We start from the raw sequence: 23,601 nt of genomic DNA, 5'->3' as shown, positions 1-23,601 counted from the left end.
TGCCGCCCCGTGTCCTCCATGCCGCAGATGCCAGATTCAGCGCCCCCCATAATTGGGGGCTTCCTTGGTGATCGTCACGCCGTGGGGGTGGCTCTCGATCAGGCTGGCCCCGGTGATCCGTACGAACTGAGCCGTGTCGCGCAGGGTCTGGAGATCGGGCGCACCGCAGTAGCCCATTGAGCTCTTCAGGCCGCCCACGAACTGGTAGATGACCTCGCCGGCCGTGCCCTTGTAGGCCACGATGCCCTCGATGCCCTCGGGGACGAACTTGCGGCTGCCCGACTGGAAGTAGCGGTCGGCGCTGCCCTGATCCATGGCGCCCAGCGAGCCCATGCCCCGGTAGCTCTTGTAGCGGCGGCCGTCGCGCAGGATGGTCTCGCCGGGGGCCTCGTCGGTGCCGGCGAGCATGCTGCCCATCATGACGACGCCCGCGCCGGCCGCGATGGCCTTGGGCACGTCGCCCGTCTGCTTGATCCCGCCGTCCGCGATGACGGGAATCCCGGCCTCCATCGCGGCGCTGCTCGCCTCAAAGATCGCGGTGATCTGCGGCACGCCCACGCCCGTAACGACGCGCGTGGTGCAGATGCTGCCGGGGCCGATACCGACCTTCACGGCGTCTGCACCGGCCAGGATCAGGTCGCGGGCACCGGCACGGGTGGCGACGTTCCCGGCGATCACATCCACGTCGAAGTGCTCCTTGACGCGGGCCAGCGCCTGGAGGATGCCCTGCGAGTGCCCGTGGGCGCTGTCGAGCACCAGCACATCCACCCCGGACTGCACCAGCGCGCCCGCCCGATCCATCAGATCGGCGCTGACGCCGATGGCGGCGGCCACCCGCAGGCGGCCCATGCTGTCCTTGGCGGCGTTCGGGTACTTGATGCGCTTGCTCAGATCCTTGATGGTGATCAGGCCGCGCAGCATGTTCTGGTCATCGGTGACGAGCAGCTTCTCGATGCGGTGCATCTTGAAGATCTCCTGAGCCTCGTCGAGCGTGGTGCCGACCGGCACGGTGATCAGGTCGTCGCGGGTCATGACGTCCTCGATGGGCACGTTCATGTCGTCGATGAACCGCATGTCGCGGTTGGTGATGATGCCCAGGAGTTTCCCGGTGGGGTCGGTGATCGGCACGCCGCTGATCCGGTACTCGCCCATCAGGCGGTCGGCCTCGGCCACGCTGGCGTGTGGCGGGAGGGTGATCGGATCGACGATCATGCCGCTCTCACTGCGCTTGACCTTGCGCACCATCTCGGCCTGAGCCTCAACGCTCATGTTCTTGTGAATGACCCCGATCCCGCCCTCGCGGGCCATGGCGACGGCCATCCCGGTCTCGGTGACGGTGTCCATGGCCGCCGACACGAAGGGAATGTTCAGGCGCACGCGGCGGGTCAGCTGGGCCTCGATGTTGACCTGATGGGGCAAGACCTGCGAGTGCCGGGGCTGGAGCAGCACGTCGTCGAAGGTGATGCCCTCCTGTCCGAACTTGTACGCGTAACGATCCCCGGAGTCCGGGGTCGCGGTCGGGGCCGGCGTGGCGGGCGCGCTCATGCACGCGAGTGTAAACCTTCATCCTTGGGCGCAAGGTGACCGTGTCCGGACGTGCCCCGTACCCTTGCAGGACACCGGGCCGCGTGGTAGATTCCCTCTCGCTCGTGGGGCCATAGCTCAGCTGGGAGAGCGCGTCGTTCGCAATGACGAGGTCAGCGGTTCGATCCCGCTTGGCTCCACCACAGAAAACCCGCCTTCAGTGGCGGGTTTGACCTTTTGGGTGCAGTTGTCCCGGCATGGATTCAGAGCCGCCTGGCCCTCGACCGGGCTGGTTCGGGACGTCAATCCCACCCTGGGCGTTGCGCTCCATGATGCCCGCACCGAGCCGTTCGTCTCCTTTCCACGCTCGGCGGGTGTTTGCGTAGGCCACGCTCCGGACGACCCTGCTTCCCCCCGGTCATCCTCGCGATGACCGGGGGGCGGCGTGGAGCCGGGATCAGGGCGATCTGAACCGGGGCGGGGCGCAGGCTCCGGCTACAGCGCCTCGGCCATCGTCCGCATCTGAATCTCGATGATCCGTGAGTTCGCCGACTGGGTGCAGGCCAGCAACACTGCCCCCGCGACGTCCTCCGGCTCGAGCATCCCCGAGGCGGCCACGCTCTCCTCGGTGCGTCCGCGTCCGAGCGCGAACTCGGTCTTCACGCCACCCGGGCAGATCACCCCTACCTTGATGCCCTGCGGCCGCAGCTCCCGGTCGAGTGCCTGAGCAAATCCGACCTGCGCGAACTTGGTGGCGCAGTACACCGCTTCCCCCGCGAATCCGTACAGGCCGGCCATCGAGGAGATCATCAGCAGCGTGCCCGAGCCCTGTGCCTGCATCACCGGGACGGCATGGCGGGTGAACACGAAGGTGGAGCGCATGTTCGTGTCCATCATGTCGTCGTACTCCGCCGCGCTCGTGTCGACGAGGTTCTTGTAGTTCCCGGTGCCGGCGTTGTTGACGAGGATGTCCAGTCGACCGCCCGACCGGGTGGCCGTCTCGACGGCGCGCTGGGCCGTCTCCTCCTCGCGGGCGTCACCGGGAACCACCCACACCTGCGTGCCGCCGCCCTGAAGTTCGGAGGCCAGCGCCTCGAGCCGCTCCTGACGCCGGGCGGTCAGCACCAGGCTGGCCCCTTCGGCCGCAAGACTGCGCGCCACGGCGGCACCAATTCCGGCGCTGGCTCCGGTGACGATCGCGACTGTTCCGCTCAGTTTCCCTGGCATGCTTCCTCCTGACGTGTGTTGTGCTGCGGGCTGGTGGCAGCAGAAAGCATACCGCTCCGTCAGCACGACACCGGATCCACAGTGTGCGCCATCTACCCGGTGACATGTTCCTCGGGCGGTTGCCAGCGCGCTCCAGTGCCGGAGCTGGAAGATCCGGCTGTCCCGGCGTGTGGCGTGATCCGGGCCTCAGTTGATTGAGGGGTTTTCGACGGAACAGCCTGTCATGCTCGGCCATCAACCTGGTTCCGTATCCGACCTCCATACCTCAGTACTCGTACACCCCGAACTCCGCTTTCAGGCGTTCGGCGGCCTCCAGCTGCCCGCCGCCCATCTCGCGGGCGACCAGCGAGGCGATCAGCGAGGTGACGCTCAGGAAGGGGGCGAGCGAGGCGATGACCTCGGAGCCCTGGGTGGGCAGGCGGATGCTGTGGTGGGCGAGGCGGCCCAGCGGCGAGGCCCCCTGATCCGTGAGCAGCAGCACCCGCACGCCGCGCTCGCGCAGGGCGGTCGTGACCTGCGTGGTCGCGCGGCTGTAGCGGCGCAGGGTGTACACCAGGACGGCGTCGTCGGCGGTCATCTCCAGCAGGTGCTCGGGGCGGCCACACAGCAGGTCGGCGCTGTAGGCCTGGACGCGCGGCCGGAACGAGGACAGCATGTATTCGGCGGTCAGCGCCAGCCCGTGCGACGACCGTGCCCCCAGCAGCCACACCTGCCGCGCCGAGGCGATGGCCTGCGCCATGGCCAGCAGCTGGTCTTCCGGGATGGCCTGCAGCCCGTCGAGGTTGGCCCGCTCGCTGACCCAGTAGCGGGCGACCACCGCGTCCTGCCGGCCCGGCCGCCCCAGGCCCAGGGTGGCCCGCAGTTCCTGGCGCACCGAGCGTTGCAGGTGCGGGTAGCCCTCGAAGCCCACGCGCTGGCTGAACCGGGTGATCGCCGCGCCGCTCACGCCCAGCGCCTCGGCGATCTCCCCGGCACTCAGGAAGGGCAGCTCCTCGAAGTGGTCGATGAAATGGCGGGCAATCTGCCGGTCACGCGGCCCGAAGCTCTCCAGACCGGCACGCAGCAGTTCGGCAGCGGTGGCGGGCGGGGCGGACGTCATGGCGTCACCCTAGCCCACCTGGGCGGCGTCCGTCGCCGGGGCAGAGGGGCCGGGCCGCCCGGCCGCGCCCGGCCCGTACAGGCGGCGGCCCGGCCGTGCCCGCGTGTGCGTCCCGCCTGCGAGCACCCGCACGCCGTTGACCCACAGGTCGCGCACGCCCCCCGAGAGCTGTTCGGCGTGGGCGTAGGTCGCGTGATCGCGCACGTTCACAGGATCGAAGATCACCACGTCGGCGAAGTGATCGGCCTTCAGCAGACCACGCCCCTCCAGGCGGAAGTGCGCGGCGGGCAGGCCGGTCATGCGGTGGACGGCCTCCTCCAGGCTCAGGACACCGCGCTCGCGGACGTACACGGCCAGCAGGCGGGTGAAGTTGCCGTACGAGCGGGGATGGCCGCCCAGCTCGTCCTCCGTGAGCAGCGTCGGGTCGGAGCCGGCCGCGTCCGAGCCCAGCATCACCCAGGGCTGGCGCAGCTGGAGTTCGATGTTGTCCTCGGACATCAGGTGGTACAGGCTGCCCACCCGCTGCTCCTCGGCCTCCAGCAGGTCGAGGGCGGCGTCGATCCAGTCCTGGCCGCGCTGCGCCGCGATCTGCGCCAGCGAGAGCCCCCGGTACGCGCGGTGATCCGGGTGCTTCAGGCCCACGGGCATGATTCCCTCTGGCCCCGCCAGGTTGCCCAGGGGTTCCCAGGTGCCGTCCGGGTCGAGGATGGCCGCCCGGATGCGGGCCCGTTCGGCGGGGTCGCGTAATCTCTCGACCAGCCGGTTGCCCTCGCTGGCCCACGGCGGCGTGACCGACGACAGGCCGGTGCCCCCGGCGGTGTACAGGTACAGGTCGGCGTGGATGTCACGGCCTGCGGCCCGCTCGGCGTTCACGCGGTCGATCACCTGCGGCATCTTCGGCCACGCGGGGCGTCCGGCCGCCTTGAGGTGGTACACGTGCAGCCGCGCCCCGGAGCGGGCGGTGATCTCCAGCGCCTCCTCCAGCCCCTCCAGAATCGCCTCGCCCTCTGAACGCATATGCGTGATGTAGATGCCGCCGAACGCCGCGACCTCCTCGCACAGGGCCACCAGCTCATCGGTGCCGGCGTAGCTGCCGGGCGGATAGATCAGCGCGGTGGCCAGGCCGTAGGCCCCGTCCTCCATCGCCTCGCGCACCACGCGGCGCATCTCGGCCAGCTGTGCCGGCGTGCTCTCGCCCTCGGCGTAGCCACGGGCGGACTCGCGCACCGTGGCCCCGCCGATGAAGGAACCGAAGTTCACGGCGGCCCCGACCGCCTCCTGGGCCGCCAGCCAGTCCCCGAAGCGCGTCCAGCCCCTGGAGCGCCCGACCCACGCCTCGTCGCCGCCGGGCAGGCCGTGGACGGGAAAGCCGTGGGGCTGTCCGGGCACGGCCGGGGCGGGCGTCCAGCCCTCGCCCATGATCTCGGTGCTCACGCCCTGCGTGACCTTGCCCACGCTCAGGCCGTCATGCAGCAGGGTCGAGACCGAGTGGCTCATCACGTCGATGAATCCGGGGGCCACGACCATACCGGCGGCGTCCACGACCTCCGCCCCGTCGGGCACGGGGCCGCCGGCAACCGCGATCCGGGCGATCCGGTCATCCTCGATCAGCACGTCGGCCGGGCGGCCGGGAGCCCCGCTGCCGTCGATCACGGTGCCCCCGGTGATCCACACCCGGTTCATGCCGGCCGCCCGCGAGTCCGGGCCGTCCCGTGGTCAGATCGGGATGGCGTTCCACCGCTCCAGTCCGACATGGGGCGTATCGCCTCGCTGGGGGTCGGTTGCGACTCATCCGAGTCCCGTGTCATACCTGCGACACGACCTCGGGGGTGGGCTGGGTCTCGTCCGGCTGGGACTCGACAGGCGCGTCCTCCACGGCGGCCTGCGCCTGGCGCGGGTAGATGCGGCCTCCGAAGCGCATGAAGTCCACCAGCCCCTCCGCGTTCCGCAGGAACTCCACGCCCAGGCCGGCATAGTTGCCATCTGCGATGACGGCCCGCTCCGGCTCGATGAAGTTCAGGCGCAGGTCGATGGTGCCGCCCGAGGCCGGATCGGGCATCTGGACGACCAGCGAGCCGGCCTGGGCACTGACGCCCAGCGTGTACGTCTGGCCGACCACGTCGTACACGCCCACGAAGTCCGCCAGACCGGCCTCGTCGTGCTCGTGCGACCCGAGTTCGGGGGCCGAGAGGCCCAGCACCTCGCGCTTGACCCACTCGCTGAGCTGGCGGTTCAGGGCGTGGCCGTTGCTGCCGTTGGTCATCGAGATGAAGCCCACGCGCCGGTCCGGCGACACCCAGAAGTCCGACTGGTGGCCGATCGTCGTGCCGCCGTGGCTCAGGATCGTCGTGTGGCCGTAGTCGTCCACGAACCAGCTCTGGCCCATCTGCCCGCTCTCGCCGGGAAAGCCGTTGAAGGCGTTCCCGATGGGAATGCGGGTGGCCCACAGGCTGTGACGATCCACGGCCCCGAGCAGGGGTTCGGCGGGCGTGTCGGTTCCGTCGGCCTGGCCCGACTCCTGACCGGCCTTCGCCGCCGGAACCGGCAGCGGGTTCATGGTGCCGTCCATGATGTAGTGCGCGTATTTCGCCATGTCGATGGCGGTCGAGGAGCACGTGCTGCCGGCCGGGGCCGCCGAGCGCATCATCATCCACGGGCGCTGCGTCTGGAACTCCTCGCCGACCTTGTTGTAGCCGACGGCGAAGCGGTGCGTCATGATCTGGTTGGCGAAGAAGAAGCTGTGATCCATGCCCAGCGGCGTGAAGACGCGCTCGGTGACGGCCTGTTCCCAGGTCTGGCCGGTGAGCACCTCGATGATCCGCCCGGCCACGAAGAAGCCCGCGTTGTTGTAGCTCCAGTGGCCCCGCAGCGGCACCATCTGCGGGGAGTCGGCCAGCTTGTCGAGCCCGCGTGCCAGCGCGTCGTCACCGTCGCCGGTGTCCTCGAAGAGGTCGCCCAGCCAGCCGCCCTGGTGGGTCAGCAGGTCGCGCACCGTGGCGTGCCCGGCGGCGTGCTCGTCCTGAAGCCTGAAGTCGGGCAGGTACGTGCGCACGGTGGCGTCCAGGTCGAGTTTGCCCTCGGCCACCAGGGTCGAGCACACCAGCGAGGTCAGGGTCTTGGTCGTGCTGCCGATCTGGAAGAGGGTGTCCTCGGTGACGGGCTGCTGCGTCTCCAGGCTGGCCACGCCCAGGTTCACGAAGTAGTCGCCGCCCGGCAGCAGCAGGGCCAGGCTCACACCGGGTGTCCGGAACTCACGGTGCAGGCGTCTGGCCTCGGCCTCGAAGGCGGCGGCGAGCTGGGCGCTGGAGGCGGTCGTGGTGGGTGCAGTCATGGTCGGGCTCCCTGGGGAAAGAGGCGGGGACATGGGGTGGGACACGGAACGGGCGTGGGCGGCCTACTTCGACAGCCGGCTGAACAGGTTGGTCTTGTTGAAGTCCTCGAAGCCCCTGAGGTCGGCGGCCGTGGCCCCGAAGCCCTGGGAGACCTGGAGCGGGAAGCCGTAGGCCTGCTGGCCGACGTAGTTCAGGATGGTGCGGTAGATCGGCTTGCGGGCAGCCTGGCCCACCGTGTCGCGGCCCTGGTCGAGCAGGGTCTGGAGCCGGGTGTCCTTGATGCCCAGCGCGGTGGACAGGATGCCGTCACTGCCATACAGGCCGCGCAGCACGGTGTCCGGATCGGCCCCGCCCCACGTCAGCGGCACGACCGTGAGCTTGCCGCCCAGCAGCGAGGCGTTCAGCGAGCTGAGTTCGCCCGTGGTGACCTGCACGTGGAACTTCGGATTGATCGCCTCGATGTTCTGCTTGATGATCCCCGAGACGACCTCACTCAGCCCCTGGCCGGTGATGGTGATGGCCGGCAGCGTGAAGCCGGTCGTCCACAGCTTGCCGCCGAAGGCCAGTCTGAACTCCGCCTCGGCGGTCTTGAGGTTGAAGGCGGTGGGCCGCAGGGCCGGGTCATTGGCCCAGCTGGTGTAGGGCAGCGACGAATTCAGCGCCAGCCCCTTGCCCTGGAGGGCGTCGCGCACGAAGGTCTGGGTGTCGAAGGCCGCCGCGAAGGCCCGGCGCACATGGATGTCCGAGAAGAAGTTGACGGGCACGTTGTTCTCGGCCAGCTGCCCGGCCGGCAGGCGACCGCCATCCTGGATGTTCTGGTTGAACATCACCATGGTGACCACCTGCGACTGCAGCTGCAGCGGCAGGGTCTCGTAGACCTTCACGCCCGCCACGCCGCGCAGCCGGGCCAGGGTGTCGCGGTCGGGCACGGCGATGATGTCGGCGTCGCCCTTCTGCACGGCCAGCACGCGGGCGGTGTCGCTGTCCACCTTCTGGAGGATCACGTTTTTCAGCGCCGGTGCGCCGCCCCAGTACCCCGCGAAGGCCCGGAAGATCAGCCGGCTGGGGTCGCGCGACACGAAGGTATAGGCCCCGGTGCCGCTGGGTTTCTGCGTCAGCGCCGAGTTCGACACGTCCTTGCCCACCCACGCGCCGAAGTCCCGCGCCGTGCCGCTCCAGTCGCCGGCCGCCACCAGCGCCTTCATCGGCACGACGTAGGCCTGCGACACCGCGTCGATCAGGCTGGGAACATTGCGATCCAGCGTCAGGACGAGCTGTCCGGCCGCGTTGCACTTCACGGTGCTGGCGAGTTTGGCGAAGGTGAAGGTCTTCCTGATCTCCGGGGTGAAGCCCCCGATGCCCAGCACGCTGGCGCGGATCTGCGCGGCCTGCGAGGTCTCGTTGCCGACCAGCAGCGTGCGCCGCAGCGAGTACTCGGCGTCCATGCAGGTCATGGACGAGCCGTCGTGGAATCGGACGCCCCGGCGCAGGGTGAAGGTCGTGACCCGGCCGTCCTTGCTCTGGGTGTAGCCCGTGGCGAGCTGGGGCTTGTAGCTGCCGAACTCGTTGCGGTACAGCGCCTCGTACATCTGCTGCACCACCAGCACGTCGTAGCCGGTGACCGCCTGCGCGGGCTCCAGGGCCGCGATGGCCGAGGGAATCTGGTACACCAGCGTGTCTTTGGGCGTGGCCAGGGCGGCGGAGCCGCACAGGCTCAGGGAGAGGAACAGGGCGCGTCGGTTCATGGCAGGACCTCCAGAAGGGGGGCAGAGGGGGGCGGGTGGCGGGGTCAGCGGTTGCGGGGATCCAGACCCTCGCCGAGGGCGTCCCCGACGAGGTTCCAGCCGAGGCTGTAGAGGGCGATGCACACGCCGGGAAAGAGGGTGACGTACCAGTACGCGAAGGGCTGCCCGGCCGGCCCCTGGATCCACGGCTGCGCCAGGGCGATGAGCTGGCCCCAGTCGGCGAAGCCCGCCGGCGTGCCCAGCCCCAGGAAACTCAGGGCGCCGGCCACGATGGGCAGCCCGCCCATCTCCAGCACGACCAGGCTGGCCAGCGGCCCCAGTGAGCCGGGCAGCACGTGCCGCAGCGCGACGCGCAGGGGACTGGCCCCCACGCTCCAGGCCGCCGCGACGTACTCCTGCTCGCGCACCCGCAGCACCTCCGCGCGCACCACCCGCGCCAGCGCCGTCCACGACACCAGACTCAGCGCCAGGATGATGTTGCCCAGCCCCGGCCCCAGCGCCGCCACGAGCACCAGCACCAGCACCAGGCCGGGAAAGGCGAAGGTCACGTCGGTCACGCGCATCAGCAGGTTGTCCATGACGCCGCCGAAGAAGCCTGCCAGCAGGCCCACGGCCCCGCCGATCAGCACGCTCAGGCCGACCACCGTGACGCCCAGGAACAGCGCCGTGCGGGTGCCCCACACCAGGCCGTAGCGGATGTCGTAGCCGCCTACCCGGCCCAGCGGCGCGTCCGGGGCCGGTGCCCTGGGCTGCGCGGCAAAGCCCACGCGGGGCATCTGGAGGCAGCTGTCCGGCGGGCGCAGCACCTCGCGCACGTAGGCCAGTGGGCCGGGATAGACCTGCCCCGCCGCCAGCCCCAGGTCGCGCCGGCAGTTGCCCTGCGGCGGGGCCAGCAGCGGAGCGAGCAGGGCCACCAGCACGTACAGCCCCACGACGACCGCCCCGACCCGCGCGGGGACACTGAGGCGTGGCCGCCACACGCCCACGCGGAACCGGGTGGGCGCGGCCGGGCCAGCCGCGCGGCGCACGGCGCTCACGTGTACCGCACCCGTGGATCGACCAGCGTGTAGGTCAGGTCGGCCAGCAGGTTCACCAGCACGACGACGGTGGCCGTCAGCAGGGCGAAGCCCAGCACGCCCGGCAGGTCGCCCTGCGCCGCCGCCCGCGCCGCCCAGCCCGCCACGCCGGGATAGCCGAACAGCGTCTCGGCCAGCACCGCGCCCTGGAGCAGCCCCGACACGCTCAGGGCGACCAGGGTGGTCACCGTGAGCAGGGCATTGCGCCGGGCATGCCGGCCGATCACCTGACGCTCGGCGACGCCCTTGGCGCGGGCGGTGCGGATGTAGTCGCTGCCCAGGGCCTCGATCATGCTCGCGCGGGTGCCCTTGATCAGCCCCGCGCTGCTGACCACCAGCAGGGTCAGCACCGGCAGGACAAGGTGCAGCAGCGCGTCCCAGAACACGGTCAGCCGGCCGTTCAGCAGGGCATCGACGGTGAGCAGGTGCGTGTAGCGGCGCATGGGGTCCGTGGCCAGCTGCAGCGAGATGTCGTTGCTCTGGTTGCCGTTGCCGGGCAGCACGCCCAGCGCCCCGTAGAAGATGACCAGCAGCCACACCCCCAGCACGAAGCTGGGAATGCTGTAGCCCAGCACCGCGAAGACCCGGATGACGGTGTCCGGGGCGCGGTTGCGGTGCACCGCCGCGTGGCCGCCCAGCCACACGCCCAGCGCCACCAGCGGAACGAGCGCGAACAGGGCCAGCTCCAGCGTGGCCGGGAAGTAGGTGCGCAGGGTCTCCAGCACCGGCAGCCCGCTGGTGCGCGAGAAGCCCAGGTTGCCCACCGCGGCTTCCTTAAGCCACAGCCCGTACTGCACGAACACGCTGCCGTCCAGGTGGTTGGCCCGGATGATCTCGGGCACGCGGGACAGCTGCTCCAGGTTCACGGCGTAGGCGGCGGCCCGCTGCTCAGGCGGGATGAGCTGCATCACCAGCACGATCAGGAACGTCACCGCCAGCAGGATCAGCGGCAGGGCCAGCAGGCGGCGGGCGACGTAGGTCAGCATGGTGCCCTCACCCGGCAGTACTCCGGCGCAGCAGGTAGCGCTGGCCCGGAAGATCCACATCCACCAGCCGGTGGCCCTGCGCGAACAGCCGGGCGAACAGCGGGCCGCTGGCCGCCCGCCACGCCCGGGCGTGCGCAAGATCCTCGCGCCGCAGGCGGGAGTAGTCGGCCGGCACGCGTACGGTCACGGCGTCCGGCACCGTGGCCGGCAGCTCGTCCCGCAGCGGGTGCAGCGCCTCGCCGGCTGGCCACAGTTCGCGCACGCCCTGCTGCGCCCGGTCGCCGTCCAGCACCCACACGGCCTCGAAGCGGTCCGAGGGCACGCCGGCGTTGATGCCGGCCATCTCGCCGTAGTAGTCCGGCAGGTAGGTGTCCACGGTGGCCCCCAGGCGGCGCACGTTCAGGTGCGCGTTGGCCAGCAGCAGGGGATCGAAGGTCCACGTCACGCGGGTGATGCCCCGCGCCACACACCACTGCCGCTGGAACGCCTTGAGGCGCTCGCCCAGCCCCTGTCGCCGCCACTGCGGGTGCACGCCCAGGCGGTGCGAGTGCTGCACGCCGGCCTCGCGGGTCGGCAGGCCCACCAGGTAGGCCCGCAGCTGCCCCTGGGCATCGAGCGCGCCGGCCACCAGCCCGCCGGCGCGGTGCAGGACGTGCAGCAGCACCGGATCCTCCGGCGTGTCGGTCTCGCCCCACACGGCGCGGGCCAGGGGCGGCGTGAGCGCCAGTTCCGGCAGCCCGCTCAGCTCGCGCAGCGTCACGGTGGGCGGCGCAGAGGCGATGTCCGTCATGGGGCGCTTCCGGCGGCGATCCGCGCCGGAGCACCGATGTCCGCCCGCCAGCGCGTCACGCTGTCCAGGAAGGGCACATCCAGCGTGACGCCGATCCCCGGCCCCGGCGGCACCGGCATGATCCCACCCGTGGTCTCCAGCGGCTCGTTCACGATGTCGCGTGCCCAGTAGCGCGAGGAACTGCTGGTGTCGCCGGGCTTCGTGAAGTTCTCCAGCGTGGCGAGGTGGATGTTGTGGGCGCGGCCCACCCCGCTCTCGAGCATGCCCCCGCACCACACCGGGGCGCTGAACGCCGCCGCAACGTCGTGCACCCGCCGCGCCTCCAGGTGGCCGCCCACCCGCCCGACCTTGATGTTCACCAGCCGGCACGCGGCGGTCTCCAGCGCCTTGCGGGCATCCTGCGCCGTCGTGATGCACTCGTCCAGGCACAGCGGCGTGTGCATCAGCGCCTGGAGCTTGGCGTGGTCGCGCAGGTCGTTCCACGCCAGCGGCTGCTCGATGTAGTCCAGGCCCAGGGTGTCCAGCTCGCGCAGGGTGTTCAGGTGGGCCAGCGAGTACGCGGCGTTGGCGTCCACCGTGACAGGCGTGTCCGGCAGCGCCGCCCGCACCGCCCGCACGACCGTCACGTCCCAGCCGGGCTCGATCTTGAGCTTGATGCGCCGGTACCCCTGCTCGGCGTGGCGCAGCGCCGTGTCCACGGTGGCCTCGACCGAGGGCTGGATGCCCAGCGACACGCCCACCTCCACGGCGTCCCGCGTGCCGCCCAGCAGCGTGCAGAGCGGCACGCCCAGGCCGCGGGCATGCAGATCCCAGCACGCCATCTCCAGCACCGCCAGCGCCATGCGGTTGCCGCGCAGGCCCGACAGGTGGCGCACCAGCGCCTCGGGGTTGGCCCACTCGCGGCCCAGCACCTCCGGCAGCACCGCCTCCTGGAGCAGCGCGAGCGCCCCGGCGATGGTCTCCTCGCGGTACTGCGGGCGGGCATCCATGACGCCCTCGGCCACGCCCTCCAGCCCGTCACCGAACACGCGCAGCAGCACGAAGGTCTTGTCGGCCACCACACCGAAACTGGTGCGGAAGGGCCGCAGCAGCGGCAGCGAGACCACGCGCAGTTCCGCCCGGTCAAGCCGCATGCGTCACCTCGGGGCCGGCCGTGGGCGGGGAGTGCAGCGAGGGAATCAGGGAGCACCGCTTGTTCGGAAAGAATCGCAAGGAATCACCGCCGGGCCAGGAGAAGGATGTTGTAGTTGATTTTGCAACACTGTAGGCGTCTGTAGAAACATTTGCAAGAGCAGTGCGGACGCGCCGGCCGCAGTCCGCCACCGGCACGGTGCCGGTGGCCTAGACTCCGGCATGACCATCACCACCGAGGCCGAACTCCAGGGCATGCAGCGCGCCGGGCAGGTCGTCGCCGAGACCCTGCGCACCCTGAGGGCGGCGATCCGTCCCGGGATCACACCGGCCGAACTGGACGCCCTGGCCGGGCGGGTCTTCCGGCGGCACGGGGCCCGGTCGGCCCCACGGATGACCTATGGCGCCCCGGTCAACGTCTTTGTCAGCGTGAACGACGACATTGTGCACGGGCTGCCCACGCGCCGCCCCCTGGCGGCCGGCGACGTGGTGAGCCTGGACGTCACGCCCTACGTGGACGGATTCGTCGCCGACGCGGCCGTGACGGTGGCCGTGCCCCCGGCATCCCCCGTGGCGCTGCGGCTGATCGAGTGCACCGAGGCGGCGTTCGGGGCCGGCATGGCGGCGGCCAGGGCCGGGCAGCCCGTCCATGCCATCGGGCGGGCGGTCGAGCAGGAGGTCACGCGGCGCGGCTTCACCGTCCTGCGCGAGCTCTTCGGCCACGGCGTCGGCCGGGCGATCCACGAGGAGCCGAACGTGCCGAACTACTACCGGGCGCGCGACCGCCAGAAACTCCACGAGGGGCTGGTCATCGCGGTGGAACCGATGGTCTCGACCGGGAAGTCGCCCCGCGTGCGCACCCTGCGCGACGGCTGGACGCTGAGCACGACCGACGGTGGCCTGGCCGCCCACTTCGAGCACACCGTCATGATCACGGCCGCGCAGCCGCTGATCCTGACGGCCTGAACCGGGCCGCCCCACGCTCGCTGCCCCGGATGACCGGGATCCGTCTCATGCCCGCAGCAGGGGCGTCTGCCCAGGATCGGCCCGGAGCCCGTCCGGCCCAACGCCCCCGTTTTCGTGGAGTACGATGGGCCACAGCACCGGACATGCTGAATGACGGCCAGGACACCCACGGCCGGGGCCGCCCCGGAGGGATCCAGGCCCGCCGGACACGGAGGTGAGGAGTGCGCTGGACGAACACGCTGGTCATCCTGCCGACTGCGGTGGCGGTCGCCATGGCGGTGGTGCTGCCCGATGCCCTGCGGGCCAGGGTCACGGCCAGTGAACCGGCGCTGCATGGTCAGGGGCCGGTCACCCTCCCCGCGCCGTCGGGCCAGCGCACGGACAGCCCGGCGCGTGGCCGTGTCCCCGTGATTCCTGCTCCGCTGTTCCGGCCGGCCGAGCCGGCAGCGACCGGCACCGTTGCCCCGCCGGTCCGGCCAGCACCTGTCCGGGCACCCTCAGTGCCCGTTCCCCGGATCAGCGTGATCCGACCAGCCACCGCGCGACCGGCCGCAGTTTCCGGTGCCAGACCGGTCGCCGGACGAACCGTGGGAGCCGTGACCAGACCGGCTGCCGGGCGCGCCCCGGCAGGATCGGCGGTTCGCCCGGCCGCACCCCCGGCCCCGGTGCGCCGAGCCGTGAAGGCCAGTGCCCGCCCGGCAGCGGCCCCGACCCCCGCCCGGGCCTCCACCGCCGCCATCCGTGCCTCCCGCGCCGCCTCCACACGGGCCGTCGCGGCCATCCTGCAGGCCCGGCGCGAGGCCGCGGCCCGCCAGCAGCCTCCCTCCGGCGTGGCCGTGCGCCGTCCGGCCCCGGGCACGCCGGTCACCTCGCCCCGCCGGACACCGGTGACGCCTCCCACGACCGTGACCCGCCCGGCGACAGCCGCGACCGAGGCCACGCGCTCCGAGTGGGTCAGGGACATTGCCGCGCCGGTGCCCACGCCGGAACGCGCCCAGCCCGGCGTGTCCAGCCCCGCCCCGGTACCGACGCCGGTGCCCAGGCCAGTGCCCGCTCCCGTGCCACCGGCGCCCCCCACCCCGCCGCTGGCGCCGGCGCCGATTCCCACGCCGGTGCCCCGGCCCGACCCCACGCCCACGCCGGTCAGCAGCCCGCCGCCCGCCTCGGAGACCCGACCGGGCCGATCCGACCCGCCGGGACAGGGCCGGCGCGGAGACCGCGACAATGACCGGGATCAGGGCACCCGGGGGAAGGGGGGCGAGGCGAAGGGCAGCGGGAAGGACGGGCGCAGGGGCACGGGGCGCTGACGGTCGGTCGCCGGTCGCCATACACCCGCGTATGGCGACCGGCGGTTCATGCCTCCCGGTCCAGCGGTGCCGGTTCAGCGCGGCAGGATGTCCGGGAACTCCTTGCCCCGCGTCAGGGACACCAGCGTGGGCAGGTTCAGGGGGAAGGCCGTGACCTGCCCCGCCCGCGTCAGGGTCAGGGCCGGTGAGGGCCGGTTGACCAGGGCCGCCTGCATGCCCGGCAGCGCGGCCAGTTCCGCCACCGACACGTAGGGCTGACCACCGAACAGACGCACATTGACGGGGACGCGCTGAGTGCCCAGTTCCAGCGTGGCCGTCCGGACACCCACCGCCCGGACGGGCAGGCGCAGGGCCGCCGCCGTGTCCTGCACCGGCAGGAACACCTGCTGATCCTGCACCTTCACCACGGTCACCGCCCGCGCCGCGAGCTGGGCCGGAGTGAGGGCGGGTGCTGTCGGCGGGGTGACCGGCGCAGGCCGGAGGGCCGAACCGGGAGGCGTAGTCGCCACCGGAGACGCCGGAGATGGTGCCGGGGACTGAGGCGCCGAAGTCGTCGGGGCCGGTCTTGTCGGGGCTGGCCTTGTCGGAGTCGGGGCGGTCGCCACCGGTGCCGGCGGCGTCAGGGGCCGGAGCTGGGCCACCGGCGCACTCGCGGCGGTGCGCCGGGCCTGGGTGAGCGCCTGGGTGTCCTGGGGGCTCAGGGCACGGCCCCATCCGTCCGGGCGGGCATGGAAGGTCGTCCACGGCCCGACGGCCAGCGGCCGCTGCTTCGTGATGATGTTCAGGGCGCCGCCCTGGGTCACGAAATACAGGCTGCCCTGGTTGCTCACACTGACCCCCACGTCGATCTTCTTGCCGGTGGGAATTGTCCACAGGGCCTGACCACGGGCGTTCAGGGCGTGCACCGTTCCCCCCAGATCCGGCACGATCACAGTGCCGTCACTGAGTTCGGCAGCCGACGCGGCGATGGGTTGCCCGGCCACATACGACCACACCGTCTGGCCGGCCGCGTTCAGGGCGTACAGCGTGCCGTCATAGCTGCCGACCACGATCAGCCCGGCACGGGTCACGATGGGGCTGGCGTTCACGAACAGCCCGGTGGGTACCGTCCACAGCGGTGTTCCGGCCGGCGACACCGCATGGACGCGCCGGTCGCTGGAGCCAAAGTAGATGTTGCCCTGCGCGTCGAGGGCCGGTGAACTGAACACCAGCGAGCCGGCGGTGTACGTCCACTTCGGGGTGCCGGCCGGACTGAGCGCGTACAGGCGGTTGTTCTGCGCCCCGAAGTAGATGGTGCCGTCCAGCGCCAGGGCGGGGGAACTGAAGACCGGCGCCCCCACCTTGTAGGTCCACAGCGCCCTGCCGTCCGGGCCGATGGCGTACACGGTGCCCCCGGCCGTGGCGACGATCACGCTGCCGTCGGAGCGCAGGGCGGGAGTGGCGTAGATGTCCCCGTCGAGCTTGAGCTTCCACTGCAGTTTCCCGGCGGCGTCCAGGGCATACACGGTGTCGTCATAGGACGCGGCGATCACGCCCCCCTGCGGGGTGATGACGGGATACGCGCGGCCCAGATCTCCGACCGGGTAGGCCCACTTCTCGCTGCCGCTGGCGTCCGTGCGGTGGATCTTCGCGTCCGAGCCGACGAACACGAGGTCGCCGGTGTCGGTGACACTCACGCCGGAGATCACGCGCAATTCCTTGAAGACGTCGATCTTCGGGGCGACAAAGGTCGGTGGGGCCTGCGGCGCGGGCGCTGTGCTCTGGGCGGCCACCCCCGGCATCAGGGCCGCTGTCATCAGCAGAAGGAGGGGCAAGTGTCGGGCAGTCCTCATGTGAAGGTGAGCTCCTTTACAGTCCCTTTACGGTAGGGCCGGTGTCGCGGGGATGAGATGGACGCTTGCCAGGGTACGGCCTAAGATGCGAACTGTTATGAAGAAGATTCTCATGCTGACCGCCTTCGCGCTGGCAGGCCTGGCCGCCGCGCAGGACACCACGCCGCCTGCCGCTCCCGCCGACACGGCGGCCCCCGCCGACACCGCCGCTCCGGCTGACACGGCGGCTCCTGCCGACACCACGGCGCCGGCCGACACGGCGGCCCCGACCGAGACCACTTCGCCCGCCACCATGAGCGCCAGCGACAACTTCGCCCGTGCACAGGAGTTCGCCGTGCAGGCCGACGTGGCCTACCCCGTGCCCTTCTACGACCGCACCCTGTGGAAGGCGTCGGTGGATCACGCGTACTACGCCGCCGCGATGGAAGCGGGCAACCGCGACTACAACGCCTACCTGGCGCAGCTCTACACCAAGACCCAGTGGTGGATCAACGCCTACAACGCGTGGGGCCGCCTGACCGACCTGAACGACACCGAGAAGCAGTGGGCGTCCCTGAGCGCCGCGAAGCTCGCCTATCTGGCCCTGCAGCGTGGCGACACCACCATGGCCCGCACGTATGTCGAGAAGGGCATGGCCTGGGCCGACAGCGCCAGCCTCCAGGCCATCATGAAGCGCCTGCCCTGAAGATCTGATCTGTGGACAGCCCGGTTGCGGCCGGGCTGTTTTTGTTGTGCCCCACATGAGTAAACGCGCCGTCAGATGATTTCAGCCGCCTGGGCATCCGGACGCCTACCCTGGGGGGATGAAGACGGCGAGGTGGTCGTGGGCGATGGTGGCCGCCCTGAGCGGAGCGCTGGTGGCGTGTGTGCCCGCTCCGCTGCGGGCACAGGCGGGGGCACAGGTACAGGTCGGCGTGCGGCTGTCGGCTCCAGCGGTCACGACGGTCACGGGCGAGACGCTGTACCGCCCGCCGGGGCCAGGGGCACTGCTGGTCACGACCGACCGGGCCGCCTACGTGTCCTCGCTGGTGCTCACGGCCGGGCAGCCGGTGCAGGTGGTGACCGTGGGCGCGGTGGGGGCCGCCACCGAGGTGCCCGTGCGCCTGCCGCCCACCGGCGGCTTCACGCAGGTGTTCACGGTCGCCAGCGTGGTGCCGCTGGACGTGACCGGAGCGCAGGGGGCCCGCACGCTGGACGACGCGGGCCGGGCGGTGCAGGCGGCGGCAGCGAGCTTGCCGGCCGGGGCCTACACGGTCACGACCACGGCGTTCACGGTGGGCCGCTTCGGGACGCTGCGCGTCGTGGCCTCCGTGCCGGGGGCCGAGGTGCGGGTGGACGGCCGGCTGGCCGGTTACGCGCCCGTCACCATTCCGGACGTGCCGGTGGGCAGCGTGACGGTCAGCGTGTCCGCACCGGGCCTGGCCGACCGGTCGCAGCGCGTCACGGTGACCGAGAACGGCGTGGTCGAGGTGCGGGCCGTGCTCGCGCCGATCACCGGCACCCTGAGCGTCTCGTCGGACGTACCGGCGCAGGTGCTGGTGGGGGGCAGCGCAGTGGGGCAGGTCGCGGGGGTCGGCCAGCCCCTGCGCGTGAAGGTGCGGCCCGGCACCGTGGGCGTGAATGTCCTGCCGATTAACCCGGCGCTGGAACCGCAGAACCTGCTGGTCAGGATCACCGCGTCGCAGGTCACCTCTATCCGCTGCGGCACCGAAGCGGGTGCGTACACCTGCAAGACGCCCTGAGCGCAGCCCAGCACACCCCAGTGCGGGCACTGATCATCTCGGATACGCATGGGCTGCTGCGCCCGGAGGTGCTGCCGCTGGCCCGCGCCGCCGATGTGATCCTCCACGCCGGTGACGTGGGCCGGGCCGAGGTGCTGGACGGTCTCCGGACGGTCTCCCCTGCCCCGATCCACGCCGTGCGCGGCAACGTGGATCGTTCGCCGCCGCTGTCGTCACTGCCCGAGACCGTGCTGGTGGAGCTGGGCGGCGTGTCGGTGTATGTCCTGCATGACCTCACGGCCCTCGAATGCTCGCCCACGGCAGCCGGAATCGGCGTGGTGATCAGCGGGCACACGCATGCGCCCAGGCTCGAGGAACGCGACGGCGTGATCTTTCTGAACCCCGGCGCGCTCGGCCCCCGCCGCTTCCGGCTGCCGGTCGCGTGCGCGTGGCTGCACGTGGCGGACGGCGCGGTGCGGGTCAAGCCGGTGGTGCTGGAGCCCTGACGTGTTCCGCGCCCAGGAGCAGGGCGGCCCGCCGGGCGGGTGCTAGCCTCCGGGCATGACCGACGCCCCGCTGCTCACCCCCGTGCTGGGCTCGCTGCACGCCCTCCAGGTGCCGATTCCGTACCCGATGAAGACGGTCACGGTGCTGGTGGACGTCCCCGCACACGGCCCGGTCACCATGATCGACACGGCGCTCGACACGCCCGAGGCACGGGCGGCCATCGAGGACGGGCTGACGGCGCTGGGGCTGCACTGGGTCGACATCGAGCGGGTGATCATCACGCACCACCACCCGGATCACTACGGACTGGCAGGGGTCGTGGAGGAACGCAGCGGCGCGGCGGTGCACATGCTGGATGTCGAGATCGGGCGCGGGGAGCGCTACTGGCACCTGTGGGAGGAGTGGCTGCCGGGGCACCTCAAGCACATGCGCGACCACGGCCTGCCGCGCGACTCCCTGGCCGAGATGGGAGCCGACAACCGCCGGGGCCGTGACCGCGTGCATCCCGCCAGCCGCGTGCAGCCGCTGCGCGAGGGGCAGGACGTGACGCTGGCCGGCAGCGCGTGGGAGGTACTGTGGCTGCCCGGCCACGCCGACGGCCACCTGGGCCTGTGGAACGAGCACGACAGCATGCTGATCGCCGGTGACGCCATCCTGCCGCGCATCAGCCCGAATGTGGGTCTGTATGCGTACACCCGGCCTGATCCGCTGGGCGACTACCTCCAGACACTGGGCAAGCTGGAGGCCCTGAATCCCCGCCGGGCGGTCGTGGGGCACCACGGGCCGGTCATGGAGGGCGTGCAGGCCCGCGCCCGCGAGCTGCGCGCCCACCACCACGAGCGGCTGGATTTCGTGAAGGCCGAGGCCGATCAGGCACCGCGCAGCGCCTACGACCTGTCGCTGGCGATGTTCCCGCGTGACCTGAACACCAGTGGCCGCCGCTTCGCCCTGGCCGAGACCCTGGCCCACGCCGAACACCTGCGCCTGCTGGGCCAGCTGTACCGCACGTGGGACGAGGCGCGGGAGGTGTGGATCTACCACGCGTGACCGCCCCCCGCCGGCGCCCGCGCCTCCCCCACCGGGGGCAGATCTCCGCCTTTGTCTGCAATCGGCACGGAGACCGGGCTCTATACTCCCCGGCATGACGGCCTCGCAGACAGAGTTGCAGCGTATCGTCACGGCGCTGCAGGACAGCGGCATGACCGTCGAGCCCGTCGAGGACGGCGCACTGATCCGGCACGGCGAGACGCGCGTGGCGCTGTTCGCCGAGCGGGATCACCAGGGGGGCGTGATCGTGCGGCTGCACCTCGACCTCGACCTGTATGTCGAGGAAGACAGCCTGCCGGACATCCTGATGGGCATGAACCTCCTGAACCAGGGACTCGACTACGGTGCCCTGAACCTCGACCCGGTCGAGACCGAGGACGAGGAGGACGACGAGGACGCGCCCACGACCTTCGCGGTGCTGGGCCGCAGCGTGCTGTGGCTGCCGGAGCTGAACGCCGGCGAACTCGAGCGCCTGCGCGAGCACCTGGGCCGCTTCGAGACCGAGATCACCGAGGCCGTGGAGCGCACCCTGCACGGCAGCAAGGGCATGAGCGCATAGGGGGAGCCCCCAATACGCCGCCGTCGATCCGGTCGTGCTGGCGGCACGGATCTCCGACCAAGGTCTGATGGTGTGAGCCGGATTGCGGTACCGGGCTCGTGGCGCCCGTACGCTGCGGGCACCTGAGTTCCGATCCGGCTCCGCGTCACGGCCACCCGACTGACTGCCCGGACGGCGTGCCCCTGGGTGCCCGCCCGGCCGACACTCCCGGAGGCATCATGCCGCAGCACAGCGCGCGTTCCCCGCACCGTTCGCCGTTTGACCACTTCACCCTGCTGGGCCGTGGGCGGGTCTACGGGATTTTCATGTCCCTGGACGACGTGCAGGCCTGCACGTCCCGCCTGCTGGATCTGGGGCTGGCCGACCGCGCCGTGCAGGTGCTGATCGGCGAGGACGGCGAATTCGCCCTGGACGACGACGGCCATCGCCACGGCGTGTGGGGGCGCTTCCTGCGGATGCTCCAGGGCATGACCGACGAGCGGCAGCACGTGGAGCAGTACGCCCGCGCCCTGTGCCGGGGCGAGGTTGTGCTCAGCGTAGAGGTCGGCGGCGTGAGCGGTGGGGTCACCAAGGTCGCCACAGCATTCCGCGAGAGCGGCGCACATTTCGTGAACCACTACGGCACGTGGGTGGTGGAACCCCTCAGCGCGTAGGCAGACAGAGGCGAGGGCAGAGAGCCTCAATCAGCGCTCTCTGCCCTCGCCTACCTGCGTCTATTGCCGGTCTTGCAGCTTCGTGTAGTGCGCGTCCGTGGCGCCGGTGTACTGCGCGTCGGGGCGCAGCAGGCGGTTGTCGCGCGAGTACTCGATCACGCTGGCGCACCACCCGGAGATCCGGGCCAGGGCGAAGATCGGCGTGAAGTATTCCTTGCGGATGCCCAGGTCGCTGTACACCGTGCCCGAGTAGAAGTCCACGTTGGGGTAGATGCCCTTGGAGCCGATCCGGTCGACGACGACCTTCTCGATGGTCTCCAGGATCTGGTAGTACGTGCTCTTGCCTTCCTTGCTGGCCACGTGCTCGGCGTAGTCGCGCAGCACGCGGCTCCGGGGGTCGAAGTACTTGTACACGCGGTGCCCGACACCCATGATCTTTTCCTTGTTGTCGAGCTTCCTCGTGATGTAGGCCTCGGCCTGATCCGGCGTGCCGACCTCGTCGAGCATGTCCATCACAGCCTCGTTGGCGCCGCCGTGCAGCGGCCCCTTCAGGGCGCCGATGGCCGACACGATGCAGGAGTACATGTCGCTGATCGTGCTGCTCGTGGCGATCGCCGTGAAGGTGCTGGCGTTCATGCCGTGGTCGGCGTGCAGCACCAGCGCGATGTCGAACAGCCGGGCCTGCTCGGTGGTGGGCTCCTTGCCGGTCAGCATGTACAGGAAGTTCCCGGCATGCGTGAGGTCGCTCCGGGGCGCGATGACCGGCTGGCCTTCACGGGCGCGGGCGATCGCCGCGATGATGGTGGCGAACTGCGCGATCATCCGGATGCTGATGGCGCGGCGGGCGTCCTCGCCGGTCTCCTCGGCCTGCGGATCGAACAGGCCCAGGTACGACACGGCGGTGCGCAGCGCCTGCATGGGGTGCACGGTCTTCGGGAAGCTGGCGATCTCCTCGGCCAGCTTTTCCGGGATGGCGCGGTTGGCCTTCAGGTGCGCATCGAAGGCCGCGAGTTCGGCCGCCGTCGGCAGCTTGCCGTCCAGCAGTGCCAGGGACAGTTCCTCGAAGGTGCTGTTCTCCGCCCACTCCTGGATGGGAATGCCCAGATGGGTCAGGATCCCTTCCGCCCCGTTGATGAACGTCAGTCTGCTCTCGGTAAAGAGCACACCTTCCAGACCCTTGGCAATCGTCGTCATGTTCTTTCAAGGATACCATCGGACAGGTTTGGATCAGGTGCCGGGCACGTTCCTGTACAGGTGACACTTTGGCGTCCGCCGCCCCGTACAATGCGCCGCGATGCCGCACGCGGACGCCTCTTCTGTCACCCTGCCCGTCACGCTGGCGCTGGATACGGCCACGCCCCACCTGACCGTGGCCCTCGCGTGGCCGGACGGTCAGCTGGCCGAGTCCGTGGAGGTCGGCCGGGCCCACGCCGAGCGCCTTCCGGCGGCCGTGCGCGAGGTGTTCACCCGCGCGGGCCTGCCCTTCCAGGCCCAGACCATCGTGATCGGAACCGGGCCGGGCTCGTACACGGGCGTCCGGGTGGGGGCCAGCTACGCCCTGGGGCTGGCCGCGGTCTGGGGCGCGCGGGTTCTGGGCGTGTCCACCCTGGAGGCGCTCGTGATCGGCGACGGGCCGCAGGGCGTGTCGCTGGACGCCCGCAAGGGGCACGTGTACGGCGCGGTCTACGACGTGCATGCCGACACGGTGACCGCCACCCGGCACGCCCCGGCCAAATTCACCCTGGACGGATTCACCGCCCTCCTGGGCGACCTGCCCCACCGTCAGGACACGCCTCCGGATGGCCTGGCCCTGCTGCGGGCAGGACTGGATCACGGCGCACCGGACTGGGCGCTGGCCTACCTGTGAGTGCAGACCGGAGACCGTGAGAACAATGAGTTTTCGATAATGACGACAACCTCACGAACATGACCTGCCGGACGGTCTACACGACAGGCGCGAAAGATGAGACATGAGGGCCGGGGTGATGTGCCCTTCACATGCTGGCCCCATCTACTGACCGGTGATGAACCGCCGACTCCCCCTGGCTGCCGCCACCCTGGCCCTCGTCCTCTCCGCGTGCGGACAGGGCCCCACCTCC

21 protein-coding genes and 1 tRNA gene are annotated in these 23,601 nt (G+C 70.9%); 10 read left to right on the top strand and 12 right to left on the bottom strand.

The features are described from left to right. Positions 1-36 precede the first annotated feature (36 nt). Positions 37-1,545: an IMP dehydrogenase gene (gene guaB / locus U2P90_RS04055; protein WP_322473903.1), complete on the bottom strand. Its 1,509-nt coding sequence runs from the start codon at positions 1,543-1,545 to the stop codon at positions 37-39. A 106-nt stretch (positions 1,546-1,651) separates the two neighbouring features. Between guaB and U2P90_RS04050 the strand changes: the two genes are divergently transcribed. Further along, positions 1,652-1,727 (top strand) — tRNA-Ala (locus U2P90_RS04050). Positions 1,728-2,019: 292 nt separating this feature from the next. On the opposite strand, the gene U2P90_RS04045 is transcribed toward U2P90_RS04050, so the two are convergent. From U2P90_RS04045 to menC, 9 genes are all read right to left on the bottom strand, one after another. Further along, positions 2,020-2,751 (bottom strand): SDR family oxidoreductase, encoded by a 732-nt coding sequence (locus tag U2P90_RS04045; RefSeq protein WP_322473902.1) that lies wholly within the window; start codon positions 2,749-2,751, stop codon positions 2,020-2,022. 265 nt (positions 2,752-3,016) lie between these two features. Next, a complete protein-coding gene (locus U2P90_RS04040) occupies positions 3,017-3,850 on the bottom strand; it encodes a MurR/RpiR family transcriptional regulator (protein ID WP_322473901.1) in 834 nt (277 codons plus the stop codon). A 9-nt stretch (positions 3,851-3,859) separates the two neighbouring features. After that, entirely contained in the window at positions 3,860-5,533 is a 1,674-nt protein-coding gene (locus tag U2P90_RS04035) for an N-acyl-D-amino-acid deacylase family protein (protein WP_322473900.1), read from the bottom strand. 121 nt (positions 5,534-5,654) lie between these two features. Then, positions 5,655-7,181 carry a serine hydrolase domain-containing protein gene (locus U2P90_RS04030; RefSeq protein ID WP_322473899.1) on the bottom strand — a complete coding sequence of 509 codons (1,527 nt, stop codon included), beginning with the start codon at positions 7,179-7,181 and terminating at the stop codon, positions 5,655-5,657. A 63-nt stretch (positions 7,182-7,244) separates the two neighbouring features. Further along, a complete protein-coding gene (locus U2P90_RS04025; protein WP_322473898.1) occupies positions 7,245-8,927 on the bottom strand; it encodes an ABC transporter substrate-binding protein in 1,683 nt (560 codons plus the stop codon). Between the two features lie 44 nt (positions 8,928-8,971). After that, positions 8,972-9,964, bottom strand: a complete 993-nt coding sequence (locus U2P90_RS04020) for an ABC transporter permease (protein WP_322473897.1) — start codon at positions 9,962-9,964, stop codon at positions 8,972-8,974. Then, positions 9,961-10,989 carry an ABC transporter permease gene (locus U2P90_RS04015; RefSeq protein ID WP_322473896.1) on the bottom strand — a complete coding sequence of 343 codons (1,029 nt, stop codon included), beginning with the start codon at positions 10,987-10,989 and terminating at the stop codon, positions 9,961-9,963. Before U2P90_RS04015 ends, U2P90_RS04020 begins: the two co-directional genes overlap by 4 nt. Before the next feature lie 7 nt (positions 10,990-10,996). Next, entirely contained in the window at positions 10,997-11,779 is a 783-nt protein-coding gene (locus U2P90_RS04010) for a GNAT family N-acetyltransferase (protein WP_322473895.1), read from the bottom strand. Further along, positions 11,776-12,912 carry an o-succinylbenzoate synthase gene (menC, locus tag U2P90_RS04005; protein WP_322473894.1) on the bottom strand — a complete coding sequence of 379 codons (1,137 nt, stop codon included), beginning with the start codon at positions 12,910-12,912 and terminating at the stop codon, positions 11,776-11,778. Before menC ends, U2P90_RS04010 begins: the two co-directional genes overlap by 4 nt. A gap of 220 nt (positions 12,913-13,132) precedes the next feature. Between menC and map the strand changes: the two genes are divergently transcribed. Further along, positions 13,133-13,876, top strand: coding sequence for a type I methionyl aminopeptidase (gene map, locus U2P90_RS04000; protein WP_322473893.1), 744 nt, complete (start codon positions 13,133-13,135; stop codon positions 13,874-13,876). Positions 13,877-14,097: 221 nt separating this feature from the next. Further along, positions 14,098-15,183: a hypothetical protein gene (locus U2P90_RS03995; RefSeq protein ID WP_322473892.1), complete on the top strand. Its 1,086-nt coding sequence runs from the start codon at positions 14,098-14,100 to the stop codon at positions 15,181-15,183. Between the two features lie 74 nt (positions 15,184-15,257). Here U2P90_RS03995 and U2P90_RS03990 read toward each other — a convergent pair whose 3' ends face one another. Further along, positions 15,258-16,979, bottom strand: a complete 1,722-nt coding sequence (locus U2P90_RS03990) for a PQQ-binding-like beta-propeller repeat protein (protein ID WP_322473891.1) — start codon at positions 16,977-16,979, stop codon at positions 15,258-15,260. Between the two features lie 133 nt (positions 16,980-17,112). Here U2P90_RS03990 and U2P90_RS03985 point away from each other — a divergent pair, with 133 nt between their 5' ends. From U2P90_RS03985 to U2P90_RS03960, 6 genes are all read left to right on the top strand, one after another. Further along, positions 17,113-17,700 carry a hypothetical protein gene (locus U2P90_RS03985; RefSeq protein ID WP_322473890.1) on the top strand — a complete coding sequence of 196 codons (588 nt, stop codon included), beginning with the start codon at positions 17,113-17,115 and terminating at the stop codon, positions 17,698-17,700. A gap of 118 nt (positions 17,701-17,818) precedes the next feature. Next, positions 17,819-18,757, top strand: a complete 939-nt coding sequence (locus tag U2P90_RS03980; protein WP_322473889.1) for a PEGA domain-containing protein — start codon at positions 17,819-17,821, stop codon at positions 18,755-18,757. Between the two features lie 20 nt (positions 18,758-18,777). Next, a complete protein-coding gene (locus U2P90_RS03975) occupies positions 18,778-19,242 on the top strand; it encodes a metallophosphoesterase family protein (protein WP_322473888.1) in 465 nt (154 codons plus the stop codon). 55 nt (positions 19,243-19,297) lie between these two features. Next, positions 19,298-20,290 (top strand): MBL fold metallo-hydrolase, encoded by a 993-nt coding sequence (locus tag U2P90_RS03970; protein WP_322473887.1) that lies wholly within the window; start codon positions 19,298-19,300, stop codon positions 20,288-20,290. A gap of 94 nt (positions 20,291-20,384) precedes the next feature. After that, the gene (locus tag U2P90_RS03965; protein ID WP_295823470.1) at positions 20,385-20,849 is read left to right on the top strand and encodes a hypothetical protein; all 465 of its coding nucleotides are present in this window, start codon (positions 20,385-20,387) and stop codon (positions 20,847-20,849) included. 218 nt (positions 20,850-21,067) lie between these two features. Then, positions 21,068-21,502, top strand: a complete 435-nt coding sequence (locus U2P90_RS03960) for a hypothetical protein (RefSeq protein ID WP_295823468.1) — start codon at positions 21,068-21,070, stop codon at positions 21,500-21,502. Between the two features lie 60 nt (positions 21,503-21,562). Here the strand turns inward: U2P90_RS03960 and U2P90_RS03955 are convergent, their stop codons facing one another. Then, positions 21,563-22,696 carry a citrate/2-methylcitrate synthase gene (locus U2P90_RS03955; RefSeq protein WP_322473886.1) on the bottom strand — a complete coding sequence of 378 codons (1,134 nt, stop codon included), beginning with the start codon at positions 22,694-22,696 and terminating at the stop codon, positions 21,563-21,565. A 100-nt stretch (positions 22,697-22,796) separates the two neighbouring features. On the opposite strand from U2P90_RS03955, the gene tsaB reads away from it, so the two are divergent. Beyond that, complete coding sequence (gene tsaB / locus U2P90_RS03950) at positions 22,797-23,369, top strand: tRNA (adenosine(37)-N6)-threonylcarbamoyltransferase complex dimerization subunit type 1 TsaB (RefSeq protein WP_322473885.1); 573 nt, start codon at positions 22,797-22,799, stop codon at positions 23,367-23,369. The last annotated feature ends 232 nt before the right edge of the window (positions 23,370-23,601 follow it).

Origin of the sequence: Deinococcus sp. AB2017081 (assembly GCF_034440735.1) — a bacterium.
Lineage (GTDB): Bacteria > Deinococcota > Deinococci > Deinococcales > Deinococcaceae > Deinococcus > Deinococcus rufus.
Note: the sequence above shows the minus strand (reverse complement) of the source record. Positions and strands in the feature narration are given on the sequence as shown.